The sequence below is a fragment of the Agrobacterium sp. MCAB5 genome, from assembly GCF_052114365.1.
Taxonomy (GTDB): domain Bacteria; phylum Pseudomonadota; class Alphaproteobacteria; order Rhizobiales; family Rhizobiaceae; genus Agrobacterium; species Agrobacterium tumefaciens.
The window spans coordinates 267,180-287,012 of sequence record NZ_JBFREP010000003.1; the positions used below are offsets into that span (position 1 = coordinate 267,180).

A 19,833-nucleotide genomic window follows, 5' to 3' on the forward strand; every position below is an offset into this window, starting at 1 on the left:
CGTGTGGAATAAGGCGAAGCTTTGAATAAACTGGCTTTTTTACGTCTTTCAGCCTAATTCCTTTTCTGCGTCGCGGTAATGAGGCCGCATTCCGTTCCACCGGGGGACCGTGTTCCATGCTTTTTCTCGTACTCTGTCTTGCGTTGTTTTTCCTGACGCATCTTTTGAAGGTGTTTGCGCCGCGATTTCGCGCGCAGATGATCGCGAAGATGGGAGAAGGACCGTTCAAGGGCGTCTATTCTCTCGCAAGCCTCATAACGCTCGGTCTCGTCATCTATGCGTTTGGCGAGGCGCGACAGGAAACCGGCGTTCTGTGGAACCCGCCGGTCTGGACGAGCCACCTCGCCGTGACCCTGATGCTGCCCGCGATGATCTGTCTTATCGCCAGCCTCATCCCGGCTGGCCACATCGCAACCAGAACCAAACATCCGCTCATTCTGGCGGTCAAGATCTGGGCGCTCGCCCATCTTCTGGCGAATGGAGAGACCTCTTCGATTCTTCTCTTTGCATCGTTCCTCGCCTGGGGCGTGGTGATGCGGATTTCGCTGAAGCGCCGGGAAAGAGCGGGTGAAAAAGTGGTCCGTCCCTTCGTCTCGGTCCGTTACGATCTGGTGGCCATCGTCGGCGGCATCGTTCTCTGGGGCGCTTTCATCCTGAAACTGCACGAATGGTTGATCGGCGTTCAGCCCATCGCCATGTAGGAAATCAACGTTTCCCCCTTACATATCAGGCAAAATAGGCTAGAAGGCCGACCATGACCCGTCGGCCGGACTTTTGCTGACCCGGGTAAGCGGCTTGGTATGTCTGCGAACGGATGGATCGGCGACGATCTCCGCGCGGGTAACGGAGAATTTGATGGCAAACGAAAATGATACCTTTATCCGCGAAGTGAACGAGCAGATCCGTTCCGAGCAGCTTTCCCGTTTCTGGGGCCGCTACGGTATCGTGGTCGTTGGCGCCGCCGTTCTCGTGGTTGTTGGCGCCGCCGGTGCCGGCATCTATGAATACTGGAACACCAGCCGCGCTTCCAACTCCGGCGACCAGTTCATTGCGGCGCTGAAGCTTGCTTCCGACAACAAGACGGACGAAGCGCTGAAGGCCTTTGCCGATCTTGAAACCTCCGGTCATGGCAATTATCCGGTACTGGCGAAGTTCCGTTCTGCGACGCTGCTTTCGCAGAAGGGCGATGCGGCCGGCGCCATCGCTGCCTTCACCGCGATCGGCAACGACACGTCTGCCCCGCAGGTCTTCCGCGATACGGCGAAGGTGCGCGCGGCGTGGCTGCTGGTTGACAACGGTACGTATGATCAGGTCGTTGCACTTGCGGAGCCGTTGAGCGGCGAAGGCCAGACCATGCGTGCATCGGCTCGCGAAGCCCTTGGTCTTGCCGCCTACAAGGCTGGCGATTTCACCAAGGCCAAACAATGGTTCGAGCAGATCGTCAGCGACGCGCAGGCGCCACGCAATGTGACGAACCGCGCGCAGATCATGCTCGACAATATCACTGCTTCGGGCAAAGCTGTCTAACACGGCTTTCCCACCTCCAAGGATTAACGATCAATGAGCTTCACCGTCGCCATAGTCGGGCGCCCCAATGTCGGCAAGTCCACGCTTTTCAACCGTCTGGTCGGAAAGAAGCTGGCGCTTGTCGACGATACGCCGGGCGTGACCCGTGACCGCCGCCCGGGCGACGCGAAGCTTGTCGACCTTCGTTTCACCATCATCGATACCGCCGGTCTGGAGCAATCCGGGCCGGAGACGCTTCAGGGCCGCATGTGGGCGCAGACCGAAGCGGCGATCGACGAAGCCGATGTGACGCTTTTTGTCGTTGACGCCAAGGCAGGCCTGACGCCCGCCGATGAAACGCTGGCCGAAATGCTGCGCCGTCGTGGCAAGCCGGTGGTTCTGGTGGCCAACAAGTCCGAGGCGCGCGGTTCCGATGCGGGCTTCTACGATGCCTTTACGCTTGGTCTTGGCGATCCGTGCGCCATCTCGGCCGAACATGGCCAGGGCATGATCGACCTGCGCGACGCCATCGTCGAGGCGATTGGCGAAGACGTCGCCTTCCCGCCTGAAGTGGATGAGGCGGAGACCGATATCGTTCTTCCGCGCACTGAGCCAGGCAGCGAGGAAGAGGAAGAAGAAGAGCCTGTTTATGACGAGACCAAGCCGCTGCGCGTCGCCATCATCGGCCGACCGAATGCGGGCAAGTCCACCCTCATAAACCGTTTCCTTGGTGAAGACCGCCTGCTAACCGGCCCGGAAGCGGGCATTACCCGCGACAGTATTTCCGTCGAGTGGGACTGGCGCGGCCGCACCATCAAGATGTTCGACACGGCCGGCATGCGCCGCAAGGCCAGGGTAACGGAAAAGCTGGAGAAGCTCTCGGTCGCGGATTCCCTGCGCTCCATTCGTTTCGCCGAAACGGTGGTGATCGTGTTCGACAGCACCATTCCGTTCGAAAAGCAGGACCTGCAGCTGGTCGATCTCGTTATCCGCGAAGGCCGCGCCGCCGTGCTTGCCTTCAACAAATGGGATCTGGTTGAAGATCCGCAGGCGTTTCTGGCCGATCTGCGTGAAAAGACCGAGCGGCTTCTGCCGCAGGCCCGCGGCATTCGCGCCGTGCCGATGTCCGGCCAGACGGGCTATGGCCTTGACCGGTTGATGCAGAACATCATCGATACCGACAAGATCTGGAACCGCCGCATCTCGACCGCCAAGCTCAACCGCTGGCTCGATGCGCAGACCACGCAGCATCCGCCGCCGGCCGTTTCCGGCCGCCGCCTCAAGCTGAAATATATGACGCAGGTAAAGGCGCGTCCGCCGGCCTTCATGATTTCCTGCACCCGACCGGAAGCCATTCCGGAGAGCTACACGCGCTACCTCGTGAACGGTCTGCGCAAGGATTTCGACATGCCGGGCGTGCCGATCCGTGTGCATTATCGTGGCTCCGATAATCCGTTCGAGAGCAAGGCGAAGAAGAGGCGGTAATCGGCTGCTGAAAACCTCTCCTCCGTTATTCTCGCGCTTGTCCCGAGAATCTGCAAACTTTCGATTTTGCGACTCGGGAGGTAGATCCTCGGGACAAGCCCGAGGATAACGTCGCGTGGGGCCGAGGTCTCACCAATATCGAGATCGACGGTGAACCGGTCTCTCCCGTTGCCTTCCGATAATCATAAAACCGGCGAGTAAAAAACCATGTTGATCAAGCAGACCGACTATCACCGGATTTACCGTGTCATCAACAGCCTGCTCGTCAACGACAATGCCGACCCGGCTACGGCCTGCATGTATTTCAGCACCTTCGGCGCCTTCATCCTTCAGCAGCATTACAAGGTGAAAGCTGTGCCGAAGGGCGGGCTTGCCGCTTATAATCTGGGCGGAACGGTCATGCTTTTTGCGGACCATCGTGACGATGGTTACGTAACGGGCGCTGGCGATAATTTCCATTGCTGGGTCGAAGCGGACGGATGGGCTATCGATTTCATGGCGCCCGCTTTTTCGCAGAGCGCACGCGAACTTTCCGTGCCCCCGAAGATGTTTCAGCGTCCGCTATCGGCCATGGCGGCTTCTATCAACGATCTCGATCATTCCGGCGATTTCTTCTACCGCTCCGAGCCGGAAGCCACCGCGCGGCGTTTTGCCGACTGGCATAAGCAGGCGATGATTGGCGATCTGGCGAGCGTCGCCGCAAACTGGTTCCGCAAGTCGCCGAAACAGATGTCCCCGTCGCTTTCGGTCACGGAGCGGAACGGCAAGGCGCGGACGGTGCCGCTTTCCGGCCAGGCGCTCGTCGGCGCGTGGTGATCTGAGACGGGATAAGTCTTTGTGAAATTAGGACGGCCAGCGTGATCTCGCGGCAGCCGCCTGACGTCAATCAGCAGCCCGACCCCGTTCTAAAGATAACGGCGGTCGCGTCCAGATCGTCTTGTGACACTCCTGCTTTGTTTCGTCCACCGTTCCCCGATAAAATGTCGGGGATCAATGTGTCTCCACGTCAGGCAAGTCGTGAGCGGGACAAAAGCGGCAGGGATTTTCCGGCGGCGTGAATGACGTTGTCGAGGAATTGCCGCGATGCCTTTTCCCAGCTGTAGCTTTTGGAAAGCGCCAAGGCCTCCTGCGACGAACAATGGAGCGCTGCAAGACACGCGTCGCGAAGATTGTCATTCAGCGCGCCTGCCGCGGGATTGCCGCCGAGAATATCGATCGGCCCGGTAACGGGGAAGGCGGCCACCGGCACACCGCTCGCCAGCGCTTCCAGAATGGTGTTGCCGAATGTGTCGGTCTTGGACGGGAAAACGAAGACATCGGCCTGCGCATAGGCAGCCGCGAGTTCTTCCCCGGTCTTGATGCCGGTAAACAGCACGTGCGGATATTTTTCCTGCAATTCATGGCGGGCCGGGCCGTCGCCGATCACGACCTTCGATCCGGGCAGCTCGAGGTCGAGGAATTCAGGCAGGTTCTTTTCCACCGCCACACGACCGACCGTCATGAAGATCGGTCTCGGCAGATCGAAAGGCAGCGACGTTTTCGGACGTGGATGGAAAAGTTCGGCATCGATGCCGCGGCTCCAGCGCTTCAAGTTGCGAACCCCGCGGGCCTCAAGCTCGGTCTCGAGGCTTGGCGTCGCCACCATGCAGGTGTTGCCGCCATTGTGAAACCAGCGCACGAAAGCGTAAAGCCAGCTTTCCGGGATGGGGAAGCGCGCCGCGACATATTCGGGAAAGCGGGTGTGATAGCTGGTGGAAAAACGCATCCTGTTCTTCACGCACCAGCGCCGCGCCATGAAACCCAGCGGGCCCTCGGTGGCGATGTGGACGAAGGAGGGCTGGCTTTTTTCAATCTCCGCCGCGACACGGCGATAGCCGGCGACTGACAGGCGGATTTCCGGATAGGTCGGGCAGGGGATGCTGTAGAAACTCTGCGGTGTCACCATGTGCACATCCACGCCCAGCCGCGCGAGTTCCGTATTGGTATTTTCGATGGAACGAACCACGCCGTTGACCTGCGGGTGCCAGGCATCTGTGACAATCGTGATTCTCGTCATGAAACACCGATCCTGCTCGACTGCGCGCGGGCGATTCCCCACCACCCGGCTTCCGCCCGTATATGCGGCGTGCGTGTTACAGGATCATGTCAGGGCGGATAAGGGTAGAGAAGTGTCCTTTGCACACACAAGCTTGCTTTGTCCGTAATGCGCTCTCCTGGTCATCCCTGTGACAAGCACAGGTATCAGGAAGCCGGTTCCGTCTGGCATCATCCGACCAGCGGAAGAAGCTCGGGGCTGATCAGCGCGCCGTGATGGCCGATGACGGTTGCCGCTGCCCGTGCGGCAAAGACGGCGGCGTCATGCGGCGAACTGCCGGTTACATATCGGGCGAGAAACGCGCCGTTGAAACTGTCGCCTGCACTTGTCGTATCCACCACATCCACGGCTTCTACCGCCGGAGCGTGGCTGCGTGCGCCGCTGAAATCGAGTGTCGCACCCTTTGCGCCATCCTTGACGACGATGTTGGCGACGCCGAGCGCACGGTAACGCTCGATTGTGGCCTCGACGGATGTGTCACCAAAATGGCTGGCTTCGTCATCGAAACTTGGCATTACCAGCGTTGCGGCGCGTGCGCCGTTGGTAATCGTCTCCAGCATCGTGTCCTTGTCGGACCAGAGGCGCGGGCGGATGTTCGGGTCGAAGACCACGGGCTTGCCCGCTGCCTTGGCGCGGCGCAGTTCCGCAAGGAAAGTATCTACATCGTGCGGCGAGGCGAGAATGGCGAGCGTGATGCCAGAAAAATAGATGACGTCGGCGCTTTCCACCGTCTTGCGCAGGTGGTCCGCATCTGCTGCGAGTTGCCTTGCTGCGGCGGCGTTGCGCCAATAGCTGAAGGTGCGCTCACCATCCTTGAGGTTGATGAGGTAAAGGCCGGGTGTGCCGCCCTTGATGCTGCGGATTTTTTCCGTGCCGATACCGGCATCTGCAATGAAGGCCAGCATGTCCTGCGAAAGAGGATCGTCGCCGAGTGCCGTGAAATAATCGACGGACCAGTCTTCTGGCAGACAGGCACGTGCATACCATGCCGTATTGAAGGTATCACCGGCAAAACCCTTGCGCAGCAGCCCGTTTCCGGCCTGCGACAGTTCCACCATACATTCGCCAATCGACAGAAACCGTCCGCCCACGCCGTCATCCTCCACTTGCTTTACCTTCGGGATTACGACGACAGGAGGTGCCTGACAAGCCCGCTTCGAGGTGATTTTGGGCATTTGCGAAGTTCCGGTTTACGCAGGGACAGCTGCTTTATATTCTCGGACCAACCCTCATTAGGAGATCGCTCATGCCGACAACCCATGCCCCGGTCCACAAATCCCAAGCGCAATCGGACTGGTGGAAGGGGGCGGTGATCTATCAGGTATATCCGCGATCCTTTCAGGATACGACCGGCGACGGTTACGGCGATCTTGCCGGGGTGACGAAGCGGCTGCCCTACATCGCCTCGCTCGGCGTCGATGCCATCTGGCTCTCGCCTTTCTTTACCTCCCCCATGGCCGATATGGGCTATGACGTATCCGATTATTGCAATGTCGATCCGATGTTCGGCACGCTTGCCGATTTCGATGCATTGATGGCCGAGGCGCACCGGCTGGGGCTGAAAGTTATCATCGACCAGGTGATTTCGCATACATCCGATAAGCATCCCTGGTTCGTGGACAGCCGTGCAAGCCGCATCAACAGCAAGGCGGACTGGTATGTTTGGGCCAATCCCAAACCGGATGGCACGGCGCCCACCAACTGGCTTTCGGTGTTCGGCGGGCCGGCATGGGAATGGGATGGCGTGCGCAAGCAATATTACATGCACAGCTTTCTCGCCTCGCAGCCGGATCTCAATTTTCACAATCCGGATGTTCAGGATGCGCTTCTGGAAACCGTACGGTTCTGGCTCGATCGCGGCGTGGACGGTTTTCGTCTCGATACCGTCAATCACTATTTCCACGACAAGCTGTTGCGCGACAACCCGCCGCTTTTGGACGACGAAAGCTTTGGTCTCGATGCGTCCGACGTCAATCCTTATGGCATGCAGGATCATCTCTACGACAAGACGCGGCCGGAAAACGTGGCCTTCCTCCAGCGCTTCCGCGCGCTTCTCGATGAATATGAGGGCCGCGCCACCGTGGGCGAGGTGGGGGACGGCGCACGCTCGCTGAAGACGGTCGCGGCCTACACATCCGGCAATGACAAACTCAACATGTGCTATACCTTCGATCTGCTTGGCCCGGATTTCAGCGCAAAACACCTGCGGGGCTCGGTCGAAACCTTCGGCAAGGTGGTGACGGATGGCTGGGTGTGCTGGGCTTTTTCCAACCACGATGTGGTGCGCCATCTGAGCCGGTTTTCCGAAGGCTCCGAGGAGCAGACGCGGGTTGCGAAGCTCGCCATCTGCGTTCTCGCCAGCCTGCGCGGCTCTATATGTCTGTATCAGGGTGAGGAGCTGGGCCTGACCGAGGCCGAACTGGCCTTCGAGGATTTGCGTGACCCCTACGGCATTCGCTTCTGGCCCGCCTTCAAGGGGCGTGACGGGTGCCGCACGCCGATGGTGTGGGAAACCGGCAAGCCGAATGCGGGTTTTTCAAGCGCGGAAAAGCCGTGGCTGCCGGTGCCCTATGTCCACGCCATGCAGGCGGCGGATGCGCAGGAGCGCAAGCCGGACTCGGTTCTTAACCACTACCGCGCGGTCTTGTCCTTCCGCAAAACCCATGGAGCATTGCGCGACAGCGATATGGACTTCATCAAGACCAATCTCGACGTGCTGGCCTTCACGCGCCACAAGGGTGACGAAAAGCTGCTGTTCGTTTTCAACCTGACCCGTGAGGCGGTGGAATTTCCTGTCCCGAAGGGTATGGAGGTCACGGATATCCTGCCGATGCCAAGTTTTGAGCCGCTGTTCGACGCCGGGATCGTGAAGCTTGAGGGGTTGGACGTGTTTTGCGGGGTCGTCGCTTGAGCCTGCAATTTTCCATCAGGCACGCCGCAGCATCTCTGGACGACTGGTCCCTTTTGCGCCACCGTTTATGGCCCGATGCCTCCGTTGCCGAACACAGGGCGGAATTGCAGAACCTCTCCGACAACGACGCCGGTTTCATTGCCTATGATCTGGTCGGAATGGCCATCGGTTTTGCCGACGTCAGCCTCCGGCGGGATTATGTCAACGGATGCGATACCTCGCCTGTTGCGTTTCTCGAAGGCGTTTATGTGGAAGAAGAATTCCGCGGTCAGGGCGTTGCCGCGGCATTGATCGCCGAGGTCACCCGCTGGGCGATCAGCAGGGGCGTGAGCGAGCTTGCCTCCGATGCCGATATTGCCAATGTCGATTCACACCGCATGCACGCGGCGCTGGGGTTTGAGGAGACCGAACGGGTGGTTTATTTCCGCAAGCTGCTGCCATCGCATTCATGACTTGCCGATGCTGTAAGTCAGCCGATTTAGCAATCCGTCCGTTTCGCCTTGTCTGAACCGGCATTTTCATGCGGACGTCGCTCGGCTCTTTTATGCTTATTCCGGGAACTTGCGCCGCGTTGGACTTGGTGACGCGATGCAAATTGCCCATAGGCGATAGTACTTATTTTCATACTAATTTATGTATTAATTTATTTAAAAATATGAAAATTTGAATTAATTTATGTAATTTATCATTTTTAATCTAAGAAAAACGAAATATTCTGTTCATTTTTATTTATTTCTTATGAATTTGGCGAGCTTTGCGCAAGTTTGGATTATTATTGACTGAATAATTATGTATTTTCGGATAATAACTATAAAGCGAAGTAGGGATTGTCATGTCCGTTTCGATCAAGAATTCGAGTCAACTTACCACCGCTAGTTCCGCATCCTCACGTTCCAAGGTTCAGACTGCCCCCGCGACATCCATCAGAAGCGTTTTCGCTTCCGGACAATCGTCAGTCCGCGCATCCACAACGAATGCAACGCCAAAAATGTCGTCAATCGAATATCTCGCGTCATCAGGCTTTATGCGAAATCTGAAGGTCAAGCTTTCGAAAGCGGGGGACGACCCGGCGCAATACCTGCGTTCCCAATCGATGATGAGTGCTTTTGCGGGCGGGCGCTTGCAGATCTCGGACCCCACGCAGGGCAAATCTATCAGCGCATGGGATCCGAGTCAGAAAAACGCCAGGTCGACAACTGCTACGGATATCGCCAAGACCAACTGGGCGGATTTCCTGAACTCGCAGCTCAAACGTAACGAAAGCGGCGTCCTTTCCAAGGATGCAAGTGGCAGCTATGTCGACAAGACGACGGGCAACCACGCCTATTTTGGCAGGGTCGCGGGCAAATATTATTACGTGACCTGGCCTGCAGAAACGAAAATCTGAGACGGCTCGCGCCGTCTCAGAAACGCGGCATAAGCAGATTACGCTGTTTCCGGCCGATAAACTCCATCGTCAGATCAGTGCAAACCGATCCACATCCACCATGCCCATGTCGGAAATCTTCAGGTGCGGGATGACGGGTAGCGGCAGGAAAGCCACCTGCAGGAAGGGCTCCTCGAGCGTCGTGCCGAGCGCATAGGCTGCCTTTCGCAGGGTGTGGAGCGTGTCTCGTACCGTTTCGTAAGGTTCAAGGCTCATCAACCCGGCAACCGGGAGCGCAATCTCGCCCGTCACCTTGCCGTCTTCGACCACCACGAAACCGCCCTTGATTTCGCCGAGCCGGTTGGCGGCCAGCGCCATGTCGTCCTCGTTAACGCCGACAACGCAGATATTGTGGCTGTCATGACCGACAGTGGAGGCGATGGCGCCCTTCTTCAGCCCGAAGCCCTGCACGAAGCCGTTGGCGTGGTTGCCGTTCTTGCCATGGCGCTCGATGACGGCGACCTTGATGATGTCGTTTGCGAGATCGACAGTCGTCTGGTTGCCGTCCGTCGGCAGCGTGTAGCGGCGATGTTCGGTGATGATCTTGCCGGGGAGAACGCCCATCACCGGGGTCTCGCCTTGCGCGACCGGCACGCCGAAATGGGCGGCGAGCACGGGTCTTGCCTTGACGCTGTCAAGACCGACGGGCGCGACCGGCTTGCGGGTGGCAAACAGCGCGTCATCGACGATACGGCCGCCGGAGAAGACCATGCCGGCCTTGCAGTTCTGCAAGGTGTCGATCACCACGAGGTCGGCGCGCCAGCCCGGTGCGATAAGACCGCGATCGCGCAGGCCGAAGGCCTTTGCGGCGGAAATCGAGGCGGCGCGGTAGATGGCGAGCGGTTCCACGCCGTTGGCGATTGCCGTGCGGATCATATAATCGAGATGACCCTGTTCGGCGATGTCGAGTGGGTTGCGATCATCGGTGCAAAGCGCAAGATAAGGCGACAGACGCTCGGTGATAACAGGCATCAGGGCGTGCAGGTCTTTTGAGACCGAGCCTTCGCGCACGAGAATATGCATGCCCTTGCGGATCTTTTCCAAAGCCTCGGCAGCACTGGTGCACTCATGTTCGGTGCGGATGCCGGCTGCCAGATATCCGTTCAGCGCCGTTCCCGACAGAAGCGGCGCGTGTCCGTCGATATGCTGTCCCTGAAAGGCTTCGAGTTTTGCCATGCATACCGGGTCTTTGTGGATGACACCCGGAAAATTCATGAATTCGGCAAGGCCGATAACCTTCGGATGATCACGGAACGGCAGCAGTTTTTCGATCGGCAGATCGGCGCCCGAGGTTTCCAGATGGGTTGCGGGCACGCAGGACGAGAGCTGCACGCGGATGTCCATGATGGTTTCCATGGAACTGTCCAGGAAGAACCGAAGCCCCTCCGCGCCCAGAACATTGGCGATCTCATGCGGGTCGCAGATGGCGGTGGTAACGCCGTAGGGCAGAACGCAGCGGTCGAATTCGTGCGGCGTGACCAGCGATGATTCGATGTGGAGATGGGTATCGATGAAACCTGGAACGACGATTTTCCCCGAAATGTCGATTTCCCTGCGACCCTTGTAGCTTTCGCAAGTTCCAACGATGGTATCGCCGCATATGGCGATGTCGGAGGCAACAAGTTCTCCAGTTACGAGGTCGAAGAATCGTCCGCCCTTGAGAACTATATCTGCCGGTTCACGGCCCGTACCCTGATCGATGCGCGTTTCAAGTTTCGAATTCATGCGGCTTTTCTTCGGCTCCTGGTTTACGTCGTTCGCGAGAATTTTCAGTATTTACATTCTTAGGTTGTTTCTTGGCTTAATCGAATTGATTCTTTGCGTTTTAAATATATCCAGAGTAAAAAATTTTCATATTCGTGCTATCTTATGTTTAAGTTCCAAAATTGAACAATGTTAGGAATGCGTAACTTACCCTTGGAGGAATACCGGTTGGTCCCGGTCTTTTCAGCAATTGCCAGCGGAGGTTACCATTCCCGGGAAGGAAAATAAAAGCGTCTGATGCTCAAACGAATTTCTACCCAGCAATTGACGGTTGGCATGTTTATCGAAGCGGTCGAGGGAGCGCTTTCGAACAGCGAATTTTTGCAGCGATATCGATTTCTTCTGCGCCATGAAGAGTTGATGCGTCAATTGAAATTGAGCGGCGCTGAAAGCATCATCATCAATACGGCCAGGGGAAACGATGTCGAGGGTAGGCCGTACTCTGGAACTGTCCCGCCGCGATTAAACAATGGCCCCGAAACCATGGCTGCCATCACCCATGCCGTGCGCTCTGCCGCCGATGCCATTGCCGAGACATTTGCCGTTGCCGAAGCCGGTGGCTGCGTGTCCCTCAAGGGCATGACAGCGGCGGCCGGCAAGATTTCCGATGCGGTCCAGTCGAACCCGGCGATTTTCATCGGCGTTACCCGGTTGAAGTCGAAGGACGAGACGACCTTCGTGCATTCGGTTTCCGTCAGCGGGTTGATGATCCATTTTGGCAATTATCTCGGGCTGGACAAGGAAACGGTCGATCTGCTCGGCATCAGCGGCCTGCTGCACGATATCGGCAAGGTGGAAATTCCTTCGTCGATCCTCAACAAGGCGGAAGGGTTAAGCGCCACCGAGCGGGAAATCATCAATCTTCATCCAACGTTTGGCCGGGATATCTTGTCTCGCAACGAGCAGATGCCGGCCATGGTTCTGGATGTCTGCTTCAATCATCACGAGCGCATTGATGGCGGCGGTTATCCCAGCGGCTGCGCCGGAAACGAGATCAGTCTTTACGCGCGCATTGCGGCGATCTGCGATGTCTATGACGCCGTAACCTCGGTTCGGCCCTACAAGAAGCCGTGGACGGCAAACGAAGCGCTGACGTGGATGTTGCGCCGGGAAGGCCACTTCGACATGCAACTTTTGAAGAAATTCGCGCTGTGCATTTCCACATCGCTGCCGCGTAGCTAGGCAGCAGGCGATCTCGAAGTCGCGCTGTTTGAGGCTTGCCCGGCGGCGCCGAAGTGACGCCGCCGATGCAGGATGTTTACGCTGCCTTGGTTTTCGCCTTGCGGGTGAGATGCACCACGACGTTCTCGATCATGCGCATGCCGGCATCCTGGCCGAGAGTCATGATCGATTCCGGGTGGAACTGAACGGCGGCTACCGGTTCCTTGGCGTGTTCGATGCCCATGATCGTGCCGTCTTCACTTTCAGCGGTGATGATGAAATCACGCGGAAGGGTGGAAGGGTCGGCGAAGATCGAATGGTAGCGACCGACGGTCACTTCCTTGCCGAGACCGGAGAAGACCAGGCCTGGCTCCAGCACGCGGATGCGTGAGGGCTTGCCGTGCATTGGTACCGCAAGTTGGCGAAGTTCGCCGCCATAGGCTTCCGCCAGCGCCTGAAGACCGAGGCACACGCCGAAGATCGGCAACTCGCGGGCGCGGGCGGCCTTGATCGTCGCCTTGCAGTCGAAATCCGTCGGGCTGCCCGGTCCGGGCGAAAGCACGACGAGATCGGGCTGGAAGCGGTCGAAGACTTCCGCTGCGACCGGCGTTCTGACGGTGGAAACCGTGGCGCCCGTCTGGCGGAAATAATTCGCCAGCGTGTGCACGAAACTGTCTTCGTGATCGACCAGCAGGATCTTGACGCCGGTGCCCACCTTGGCGGCATCGCGCTTGGTGGCGGCCGAGTTTGTGGCTTTTGCATCGCGAATGGCCGCGATCATGGCGGATGCCTTCAGTTCGGTTTCGGCTTCTTCTTCCTGCGGATTGGAATCATTGAGAAGCGTCGCACCGGCGCGGACTTCCGCGATGCCATCCTTGATACGGATGGTGCGCAGCGTAAGCCCGGTATTCATGTCGCCGTTGAAACCGACCATGCCGATTGCACCGCCATACCAGGCGCGCGGGCTCTTCTCATGGCTTTCAATGAAGCGCATGGCCCAGAGCTTCGGTGCGCCAGTGACGGTGACGGCCCAGGCGTGGCTGAGGAAGCCATCGAAGGCATCCATGTCGTCGCGCAGACGGCCCTCGATGTGGTCGACCGTGTGGATGAGGCGCGAATACATCTCGATCTGGCGGCGGCCGATGACCTTCACCGAACCCGGCTCGCAGACGCGGCTCTTGTCGTTGCGGTCCACATCCGAGCACATGGTCAGTTCGGACTCGTCCTTCTTCGAATTCAGCAGCTTCAGGATCTGCTCGCTGTCGGCAATCGGGTCGTCGCCACGCTTGATGGTGCCTGAAATCGGGCAGGTCTCAATGCGACGGCCGGAGACTCGCACGAACATTTCCGGCGAAGCACCGACCAGATATTCCTGATGACCGAGATTGATGAAGAAGGAATAGGGCGAGGGGTTGATCGCCTTCAGGCGGCGGGAGATCGCCGATGGATTGCTTTCGCAGCGCTCCATGAACTTCTGGCCGGGAACGACCTCGAACAGATCGCCGCGTCGGAAGCTTTCCTTGGCCTTCACCACCAGCTCGGAATATTCGCCGGGACGGTGATCGCCCTTGAGCGGGATCGTGTCGGTGGTCTTGAAGGGATCGGGCGCGATCTCTGAGGACTTGCCGTCCGTCGTTACACCGTCCTTCTCGAAATCGTAACGGTCGATCCAGGCCTTGGCGGAATAATGGTCCACGACGAGAATTTCGTCGGGCAGATACAGCACCATGTCGCGCTGGTCTTCCGGGCGCGCGAGCGAAAGCTTGATCGCGTCGAACTGGAAAGCGAGATCGTAACCGAAGGCGCCGAACAGGCCGATGGCCGAATCCGCATTCGAATAGAACAGGTCGACGATGGCGCGCAGCGCCGTGAAGACGGTCGGGATTTTCGAGCGTTCTTCTTCTGTAAAGACGCGGTCCGGCTCGTTGACCGTGAGGTCGAGACGGCGGACGGAGGATGCGCCAAGCGTCAGATCGGGCGTCGCCTTCAGCTTTTCGGTGATGAAGTCGAGCAGTACTTCGCCGCGACCGTTATATGCTTCGATCCACATCTGGCGACCGAAGCAGGAAATGCCGAGCGGCGGATCGATGATGGCCGTATCCCAGCGCGTGTAGCGGCCCGGATATTCGTAGTTGGACGAGAAAACCGCGCCGCGATGGGCATCGAGCTTTTCGATGTAGTTGTCGATGGCGCTGGCATATTCGGCGGCGCGACGCTTTCGGCTGACCTTTATGCCGCCTTTCGTCTCGTAGGTTTCCGCTCCGTCATCCTGAATGATCGTTACCATTTCTTTCGCACTTCCCGTTTTTCAGGCCCGATGACAGGCGGCAGAATAACAAAAAAGCCGCCTGAAAATTCGGGCGGCTTGGACTTTGTCTGAAGACATGACTGGTCAAGGCCGCGTAAAGCTGCTCCACCACCAGTTAGCAATGTTCATAGACACGATGTTCATGGGAAAATTGTTAGCCTGCACAATTCGCCTTGGCAAGCGGATTCCGGCGACGGAATGAACCTTACCGGCGCGAGTTGCGTTCCTGTCCTGCCGAAACAGTCAGGAGTGCCCCGGAAAATGCTTCATCGCCTGTGTCTTCTGATGACGAGTCTCGCTCTTATTTCCGCTTCCGAACCGCCGCCACAGGTGCCGGTGCCACAGCCGAAGCCTGGCGAACAGCGAGCACCCGCCACAACGGAAAAGCCGGCCGATAAGGGCGCGCAGACGCCCGAAGACACACCGAAGCCGACCCCCAAGCCGCAACCGCCTGAAGAAGGAAAATCCGACGCGGAAGGGAAGGGTGCCGAGGACAAGAAGAAAGACGACAAGGGGCAAAACGGCGGTGAGACGGTAGCTCCGGCTGTCGAAGCAACGAAACCCGAGGAAAAACCGCCGGAGCCTGTGAAGCCGGAAGACCCGGCAGAGCTTCAGGCCTGCCTTGGCGCATTGAAGGAAATCGGCGCGGAATTCAAAGAGCTCGAGCCGATCCGCGACGAAGAGCAGGGGTGCGGTATCGAAGCGCCGATCGAGCTTTCCGTGGTGCTGCCGGGCATCAAGCTTGAACCGTCTGGCACCATGCGCTGCGAAACGGCCCTTGCGCTATCGCGCTGGACAAAGGAGATGATGCTGCCGGCTGCGGCTCTCGCCCTGCCGGACAAAAAGGTAACGGCGATTGCAAATGCCTCGACCTATATTTGCCGCAACCGCAACAGTGCCGAAACCGGCAAGATTTCCGAACATGCCAAGGGCAATGCTGTCGACATTTCCACCATTTCCTTTGACAAGGGCGATCCGCTGGTGATGAAGCCGCGCGGCGAGGATGGAACGATGGAAGGTGCCTTCCAGCGGACGTTCACAGCCGCCGCCTGCCTGTTCTTCCGAACCGTTCTTTCCCCCGGCAGCGACGCGACCCATCAGGATCACCTGCATCTCGACGTGCTGGAGCGAAAGGGAGGTTATCTCTACTGCCGCTGATAAAAAGGGGGCGACCCGAAGGCCGCCCCGACTGGAGATGATGTTCCGACCGGGTTTAGAATTTCTGGGTCAGAGAGATTTTGAAGGTGCGTCCCGCTTCCGTATAGAAGTCGACAGGCTGGTTGACGGTGCTGACGGCATTCGGGTTGACGTCACGAACGCCGACGGCGTTCCAGTATTGCTTGTCGAACAGGTTGTAGACGCCGGCCTGAATACGCAGGCCCTTGGTCTGTTCCGGTTCCCACCAGCCGGTCAGGTTGAAGATGCCGTAACCGGGTGCGTCGTAGGTTGTGGCCACCTTGTCGTCACGCATATGCGAGGAGAAGATGCCGGTGAATTCCGTGCCCCATGTCTCCTGTGCGTAGCCGACGCCGAGGACGGACTTGAACGGCGCCACCGTGCGGATGAATTCGTTGCTGTCTGTGTCTTTGCCATAAGCATAAGCAAGCGACGCATGGGCGAAGAAGCCGTTTGCGAGTTCCTTGCGGACCTTGGCTTCCACGCCGGAGATTTCAACATTGTTGCGGTTGCGATAGGTGAAGAGCGATCCGTTGCCCCTGCCGCCGAAGCCGGGGAACAGCGTCGTCGAGGTCGTGTATTGCTCGATGAAGTTCTTGTACTTGTTGTGGAACAGCGTCAGGCTCCCCGTCAGATCGCCGGATGCGTAATTGGCGCCGATTTCAAAGCCGTTGCTGGTTTCGGGGTTGAGTGCGGAGTTGCCGACCACGGCATAACCGGAGCTGATATTCGAGAAGTTCAGATAAAGCTCGTTGATGGTCGGAGCGCGATAGGCCATCGACCATTGTGCGAAGAGCTGCAATTCCGGCGTCACGTCGTATGTCGCGAGCAGCTTCGGCGAGAAGCGCGAACCGCTATTGCCGCTTGGCAGGCCGAAGGTGTTGTAACCGCTGTTGCTGGATACCGAGCCATCCGGATCGTAATCGTAGGAATCGAAGCGCAGGCCGGGGGTGAGCCGGAAACCGTTTCCAAACGCGATTTCGTCATCGAGATAGAGGCCAAGGCTCTTGCCGCTCACGTCAGGCATGTCCGACTGTGACGATGAGGTCACTCCGCCTGTGTTGGCATAAAGTGCCTGGCTGAAATCGGTTGTCATGGCGTTGCCGCCGAAGCGCACGGTGTGCTGCACGCCGCCGAGTTCGAAGCCGGATTCAAGGCCGCCGACGATGCCGAAAGCGCTGTTGCGCATGCTGTCTTCGCGGATATAGAGCGAGTTGTTGGTCAGCCGGTTGCCAGCGCCGGATTCCTTGGAGAGGCGCGTCCAGTAGAGCGACAGATTGGCTGCATCGATCAGGCTGTCTGTCGACGGCGCTTCATATTCGTAATCGAGCGATACGCGGTCGCGCTCCGTATCCTCGTAGCCGCTGTAGTCGCCAATACGGTAAGTCGATCCCGATACGCTGACGCCTTGCAGGGTTCGCATGTCGCTGCGATCTCTCAATGAATAACGCTCGGCCGTAAGTCCGATGCGGTGGCCGCCTTCCAGATCCTGGCGGATTTTGAACATCAGGTTGCTTTCGTAGGTATCTGCCGGGTTGGGCTTGGTGCGGCGGGTTCCGTAGATATCGGCGAAGCCCTTATTGTCCGTTTCGTTGCCGCGCTTGTAGGAGCCCTGGAACAGAACCGAGGTGTTTTCGATCTTCTTTGCAACGGCGAGCGATCCGCCGACGCTTCTGTCCTCGCTGTCATAGGTGGTCTTGGCAACACCGCCCCAGTCCTTGCCTTCACCGATCAGGTCTTCCGGCTCAAGCGTGCGCAGAACGAGTGCGCCGCCAAGGGGGCCGGAACCGATGCGGCTGGAATCGGCGCCGCGTACAACGTCAACCGTGGAAAGCGATGAAAAATCAAAGCTCGAACTGGTATCACTCAGGGTCGTCGTGGCCTGTCCCTGACGGGCGAAATTGTTGAAGAAGGGAACGGGAATATTGTCGATCAGGGTCACGACACGGGCGCCGCCCAGACCGCGAATGAACAGGCCGCCGGGCCTGCCGGGCTTGGCATCCACATAATCGACGCCCGGCTCGGTGGAGTTTCCGAGGTCCTTGATGCTGCCGATGTCTTTCTTCCTGATGTCTTCCGCCGTCGTCTGGCTTGCAAGCGGTGTGTCGGCGGCTGCATTCGCGCTTTTGACGCGCTTGCCTTTGACCACGATCTTCTCCAGCGTGGTGGTGTCGTTCGTCTGCGACGCGGCATCCTGCGATTGCGCAGGTCCGGCAAAGGGCAGAAGAGACATGGCAGTGCACAAAAACAGCGCCGAATGTGTGCGCGAGATGGACATTAAATACCCCCGGATAGGCGCGCGCAGAAGCTATGGCGCGCAAAAACGCGCCGCGCTTGCTGTCGCGGCTGAAACTGTTTTGATTTGTTACGGGCAAGCCGATTGCTGAGGACTAAAAAACATGATCATAACTGTCAACATATTATATATGACTTTTATCATCATGTTTTAAAGCATAACGGTGCGTGGCAAAAATGTGACGCTCCGTGAGACTGCATTCGGACCGGTGGAGAGGCCCGAAAATGCCGGGTTCCGGCCAAAGTCCCGACATTGACGCTTGCTAGGATATTCGCAGCCAGTTTAGATGGCGGAAGAATGCATGCTCCAACAATATACAAAAAAGTAATCGGATACGGAAATGAAGTCACTTGAACTGCTCGTCGAGCGGATCATTCTCTCCAGCCGCTGGCTGCTCGTCGTGTTTTATCTCGGGCTCGTCGCGGCGCTGGCGGTTTATGCATTTTCCTTCGCGCTGAAGTTCCTGAAGGTCGCCAAAAACGTTTTCACTTACGACGAATCGGACATGATCCTCGCCATGCTCGGGCTGATCGATGCGGCGCTGGTCGCGAGCCTTATCGTCATGGTGATGATCTCCGGCTATGAGAATTTCGTCAGCCGTTTCGATGAGGCGGATGACGAGGTTTCATTTCTGGGCAAGCTTGATGCCGGCAGCCTGAAAATCAAGGTCGCATCGTCGATTGTGGCGATTTCGTCGATCCACCTGCTACAGATATTCCTCAACGCCAGTCAGTATACGGACAGCCAGTTGATGTGGTTCACCATCATCCATCTGGCCTTTGTCGTCTCGGCGGTCATGCTCGGTTTCCTGGAGAAATTGATGGCCAAGCCGAAGGATAAACCCGAAAAACCGGCACTTTAGTCAAGGTGGTCCGCCCGATATGAAGGTTGCAACACTGTTTGCCCATGCCGCCTGGTCGTCGCTTCTGGGTGTCCTGCGCCCACCGCCGGGTGGCGCCTGAATGCCAAAGACGGAGCGCCAGGCCAGACTTTGCCGCGACCTTTCGGCTGCCATTGACAGACCCCAATGGCTGGCGGCGCTGCAGCAGGTGATGCAGGCGTTCAGTTATTCCTACGTGACGTTGCTGAAGCTGCCGAGCATTCGCAATGCCTATGCCCTGCCGATAGTGGTGGAAAGCAGCCTGCCGGTGTGGGTGGTGAATGCGATGACCCGGGACGGTGAACTTGCAGATTGCCCCGTCATAAAGCGCGGCGCTTCATCGATGATGCCGCAATACTGGTCTCTTGACGATAAGGACATCAACTCCGGCTCGCTGTTGGAAGTCTCAACCCTGCTGCGCGGCATGGGCATCACTTCCGGTCTTCTGGTGCCGGTGAACGGCATGGACGGAAACCGGCATCTGATGAATTTCGCGGGCGATTGCGATGTCCTGTCGCAGGGTTCGCTGAACGAGCTGTGCATGATCGCCCTTCACGCCCTGGAGGCCTATGACCGGCTTTGTCGCGCAGGCTCAAAACTCCCCTCACCACTGACGAAGCGGGAACTCGACGTGGTTCGCTGGACTGCGCAGGGCAAGACCTCCGTGGAGATTGCCGAGCTTCTGTCCATCTCGGAGCACACCGTCAATACCTATATGAACAACGCCATTCGCAAGCTGGATTGCGTCAACCGCGCGCAGCTGGTGGCCAAGACGATACGCCTTGGCCTGATAAGCTGATTTTCATGCCGGTCCAAGCTGTTGCC

The 19,833-nt window shown here is 58.1% G+C and carries 17 protein-coding genes; 12 read left to right on the forward strand and 5 right to left on the reverse strand.

Features of this window, described 5'->3' with window-relative positions:
• Window positions 1-116 precede the first annotated feature (116 nt).
• The 4 genes from AB4Z23_RS09030 to AB4Z23_RS09045 all read left to right on the forward strand — a co-directional run bounded on the left by AB4Z23_RS09030 (window position 117) and on the right by AB4Z23_RS09045 (window position 3,807).
• Entirely contained in the window at window positions 117-701 is a 585-nt protein-coding gene (locus AB4Z23_RS09030) for an NnrU family protein (RefSeq protein ID WP_421477318.1), read from the forward strand.
• Between the two features lie 154 nt (window positions 702-855).
• Window positions 856-1,527: a tetratricopeptide repeat protein gene (locus AB4Z23_RS09035; RefSeq protein WP_013636645.1), complete on the forward strand. Its 672-nt coding sequence runs from the start codon at window positions 856-858 to the stop codon at window positions 1,525-1,527.
• 33 nt (window positions 1,528-1,560) lie between these two features.
• Window positions 1,561-2,991, forward strand: coding sequence for a ribosome biogenesis GTPase Der (gene der, locus AB4Z23_RS09040; protein ID WP_003513631.1), 1,431 nt, complete (start codon window positions 1,561-1,563; stop codon window positions 2,989-2,991).
• 207 nt (window positions 2,992-3,198) lie between these two features.
• Complete coding sequence (locus AB4Z23_RS09045) at window positions 3,199-3,807, forward strand: DUF2026 family protein (RefSeq protein WP_080797952.1); 609 nt, start codon at window positions 3,199-3,201, stop codon at window positions 3,805-3,807.
• Window positions 3,808-3,997: 190 nt separating this feature from the next.
• Here AB4Z23_RS09045 and AB4Z23_RS09050 read toward each other — a convergent pair whose 3' ends face one another.
• Together AB4Z23_RS09050 and AB4Z23_RS09055 are read right to left on the reverse strand one after the other, a co-directional pair.
• A complete protein-coding gene (locus AB4Z23_RS09050) occupies window positions 3,998-5,047 on the reverse strand; it encodes a bifunctional monoglucosyl/glucuronosyl diacylglycerol synthase (RefSeq protein ID WP_421477314.1) in 1,050 nt (349 codons plus the stop codon).
• 209 nt (window positions 5,048-5,256) lie between these two features.
• Window positions 5,257-6,177 carry a sugar kinase gene (locus tag AB4Z23_RS09055; RefSeq protein WP_421477416.1) on the reverse strand — a complete coding sequence of 307 codons (921 nt, stop codon included), beginning with the start codon at window positions 6,175-6,177 and terminating at the stop codon, window positions 5,257-5,259.
• A gap of 155 nt (window positions 6,178-6,332) precedes the next feature.
• Here AB4Z23_RS09055 and bglA point away from each other — a divergent pair, with 155 nt between their 5' ends.
• The 3 genes from bglA (at window position 6,333) to AB4Z23_RS09070 (ending at window position 9,384) form a co-directional block, all read left to right on the forward strand.
• Window positions 6,333-7,997: a beta-galactosidase BglA gene (bglA, locus tag AB4Z23_RS09060; RefSeq protein WP_421477312.1), complete on the forward strand. Its 1,665-nt coding sequence runs from the start codon at window positions 6,333-6,335 to the stop codon at window positions 7,995-7,997.
• On the forward strand, window positions 7,994-8,449 hold the full coding sequence (gene aac(6') / locus AB4Z23_RS09065; RefSeq protein WP_112752057.1) for an aminoglycoside 6'-N-acetyltransferase: 456 nt from the start codon (window positions 7,994-7,996) through the stop codon (window positions 8,447-8,449). Before bglA ends, aac(6') begins: the two co-directional genes overlap by 4 nt.
• Before the next feature lie 536 nt (window positions 8,450-8,985).
• Window positions 8,986-9,384, forward strand: coding sequence for a hypothetical protein (locus tag AB4Z23_RS09070; protein WP_441360065.1), 399 nt, complete (start codon window positions 8,986-8,988; stop codon window positions 9,382-9,384).
• A gap of 69 nt (window positions 9,385-9,453) precedes the next feature.
• On the opposite strand, the gene ade is transcribed toward AB4Z23_RS09070, so the two are convergent.
• Entirely contained in the window at window positions 9,454-11,148 is a 1,695-nt protein-coding gene (gene ade, locus AB4Z23_RS09075) for an adenine deaminase (protein ID WP_019565181.1), read from the reverse strand.
• Between the two features lie 276 nt (window positions 11,149-11,424).
• Between ade and AB4Z23_RS09080 the strand changes: the two genes are divergently transcribed.
• The gene (locus tag AB4Z23_RS09080; RefSeq protein WP_421477308.1) at window positions 11,425-12,369 is read left to right on the forward strand and encodes an HD-GYP domain-containing protein; all 945 of its coding nucleotides are present in this window, start codon (window positions 11,425-11,427) and stop codon (window positions 12,367-12,369) included.
• Between the two features lie 76 nt (window positions 12,370-12,445).
• Here AB4Z23_RS09080 and AB4Z23_RS09085 read toward each other — a convergent pair whose 3' ends face one another.
• Complete coding sequence (locus tag AB4Z23_RS09085) at window positions 12,446-14,635, reverse strand: anthranilate synthase (protein ID WP_421477306.1); 2,190 nt, start codon at window positions 14,633-14,635, stop codon at window positions 12,446-12,448.
• A 282-nt stretch (window positions 14,636-14,917) separates the two neighbouring features.
• On the opposite strand from AB4Z23_RS09085, the gene AB4Z23_RS09090 reads away from it, so the two are divergent.
• Window positions 14,918-15,814, forward strand: coding sequence for an extensin-like domain-containing protein (locus tag AB4Z23_RS09090; protein ID WP_441360066.1), 897 nt, complete (start codon window positions 14,918-14,920; stop codon window positions 15,812-15,814).
• Between the two features lie 55 nt (window positions 15,815-15,869).
• Here AB4Z23_RS09090 and AB4Z23_RS09095 read toward each other — a convergent pair whose 3' ends face one another.
• Window positions 15,870-18,110: a TonB-dependent hemoglobin/transferrin/lactoferrin family receptor gene (locus AB4Z23_RS09095; RefSeq protein WP_441360067.1), complete on the reverse strand. Its 2,241-nt coding sequence runs from the start codon at window positions 18,108-18,110 to the stop codon at window positions 15,870-15,872.
• Between AB4Z23_RS09095 and AB4Z23_RS09100 the strand changes: the two genes are divergently transcribed.
• The 3 genes from AB4Z23_RS09100 (at window position 18,064) to AB4Z23_RS09110 (ending at window position 19,807) form a co-directional block, all read left to right on the forward strand.
• Window positions 18,064-18,219, forward strand: a complete 156-nt coding sequence (locus tag AB4Z23_RS09100) for a hypothetical protein (protein ID WP_162486086.1) — start codon at window positions 18,064-18,066, stop codon at window positions 18,217-18,219. The genes AB4Z23_RS09095 and AB4Z23_RS09100 overlap by 47 nt on opposite strands.
• 249 nt (window positions 18,220-18,468) lie before the next feature.
• Complete coding sequence (locus tag AB4Z23_RS09105; RefSeq protein ID WP_421477300.1) at window positions 18,469-18,990, forward strand: TIGR00645 family protein; 522 nt, start codon at window positions 18,469-18,471, stop codon at window positions 18,988-18,990.
• Window positions 18,991-19,090: 100 nt separating this feature from the next.
• Window positions 19,091-19,807: a helix-turn-helix transcriptional regulator gene (locus AB4Z23_RS09110; protein WP_003513606.1), complete on the forward strand. Its 717-nt coding sequence runs from the start codon at window positions 19,091-19,093 to the stop codon at window positions 19,805-19,807.
• The last annotated feature ends 26 nt before the right edge of the window (window positions 19,808-19,833 follow it).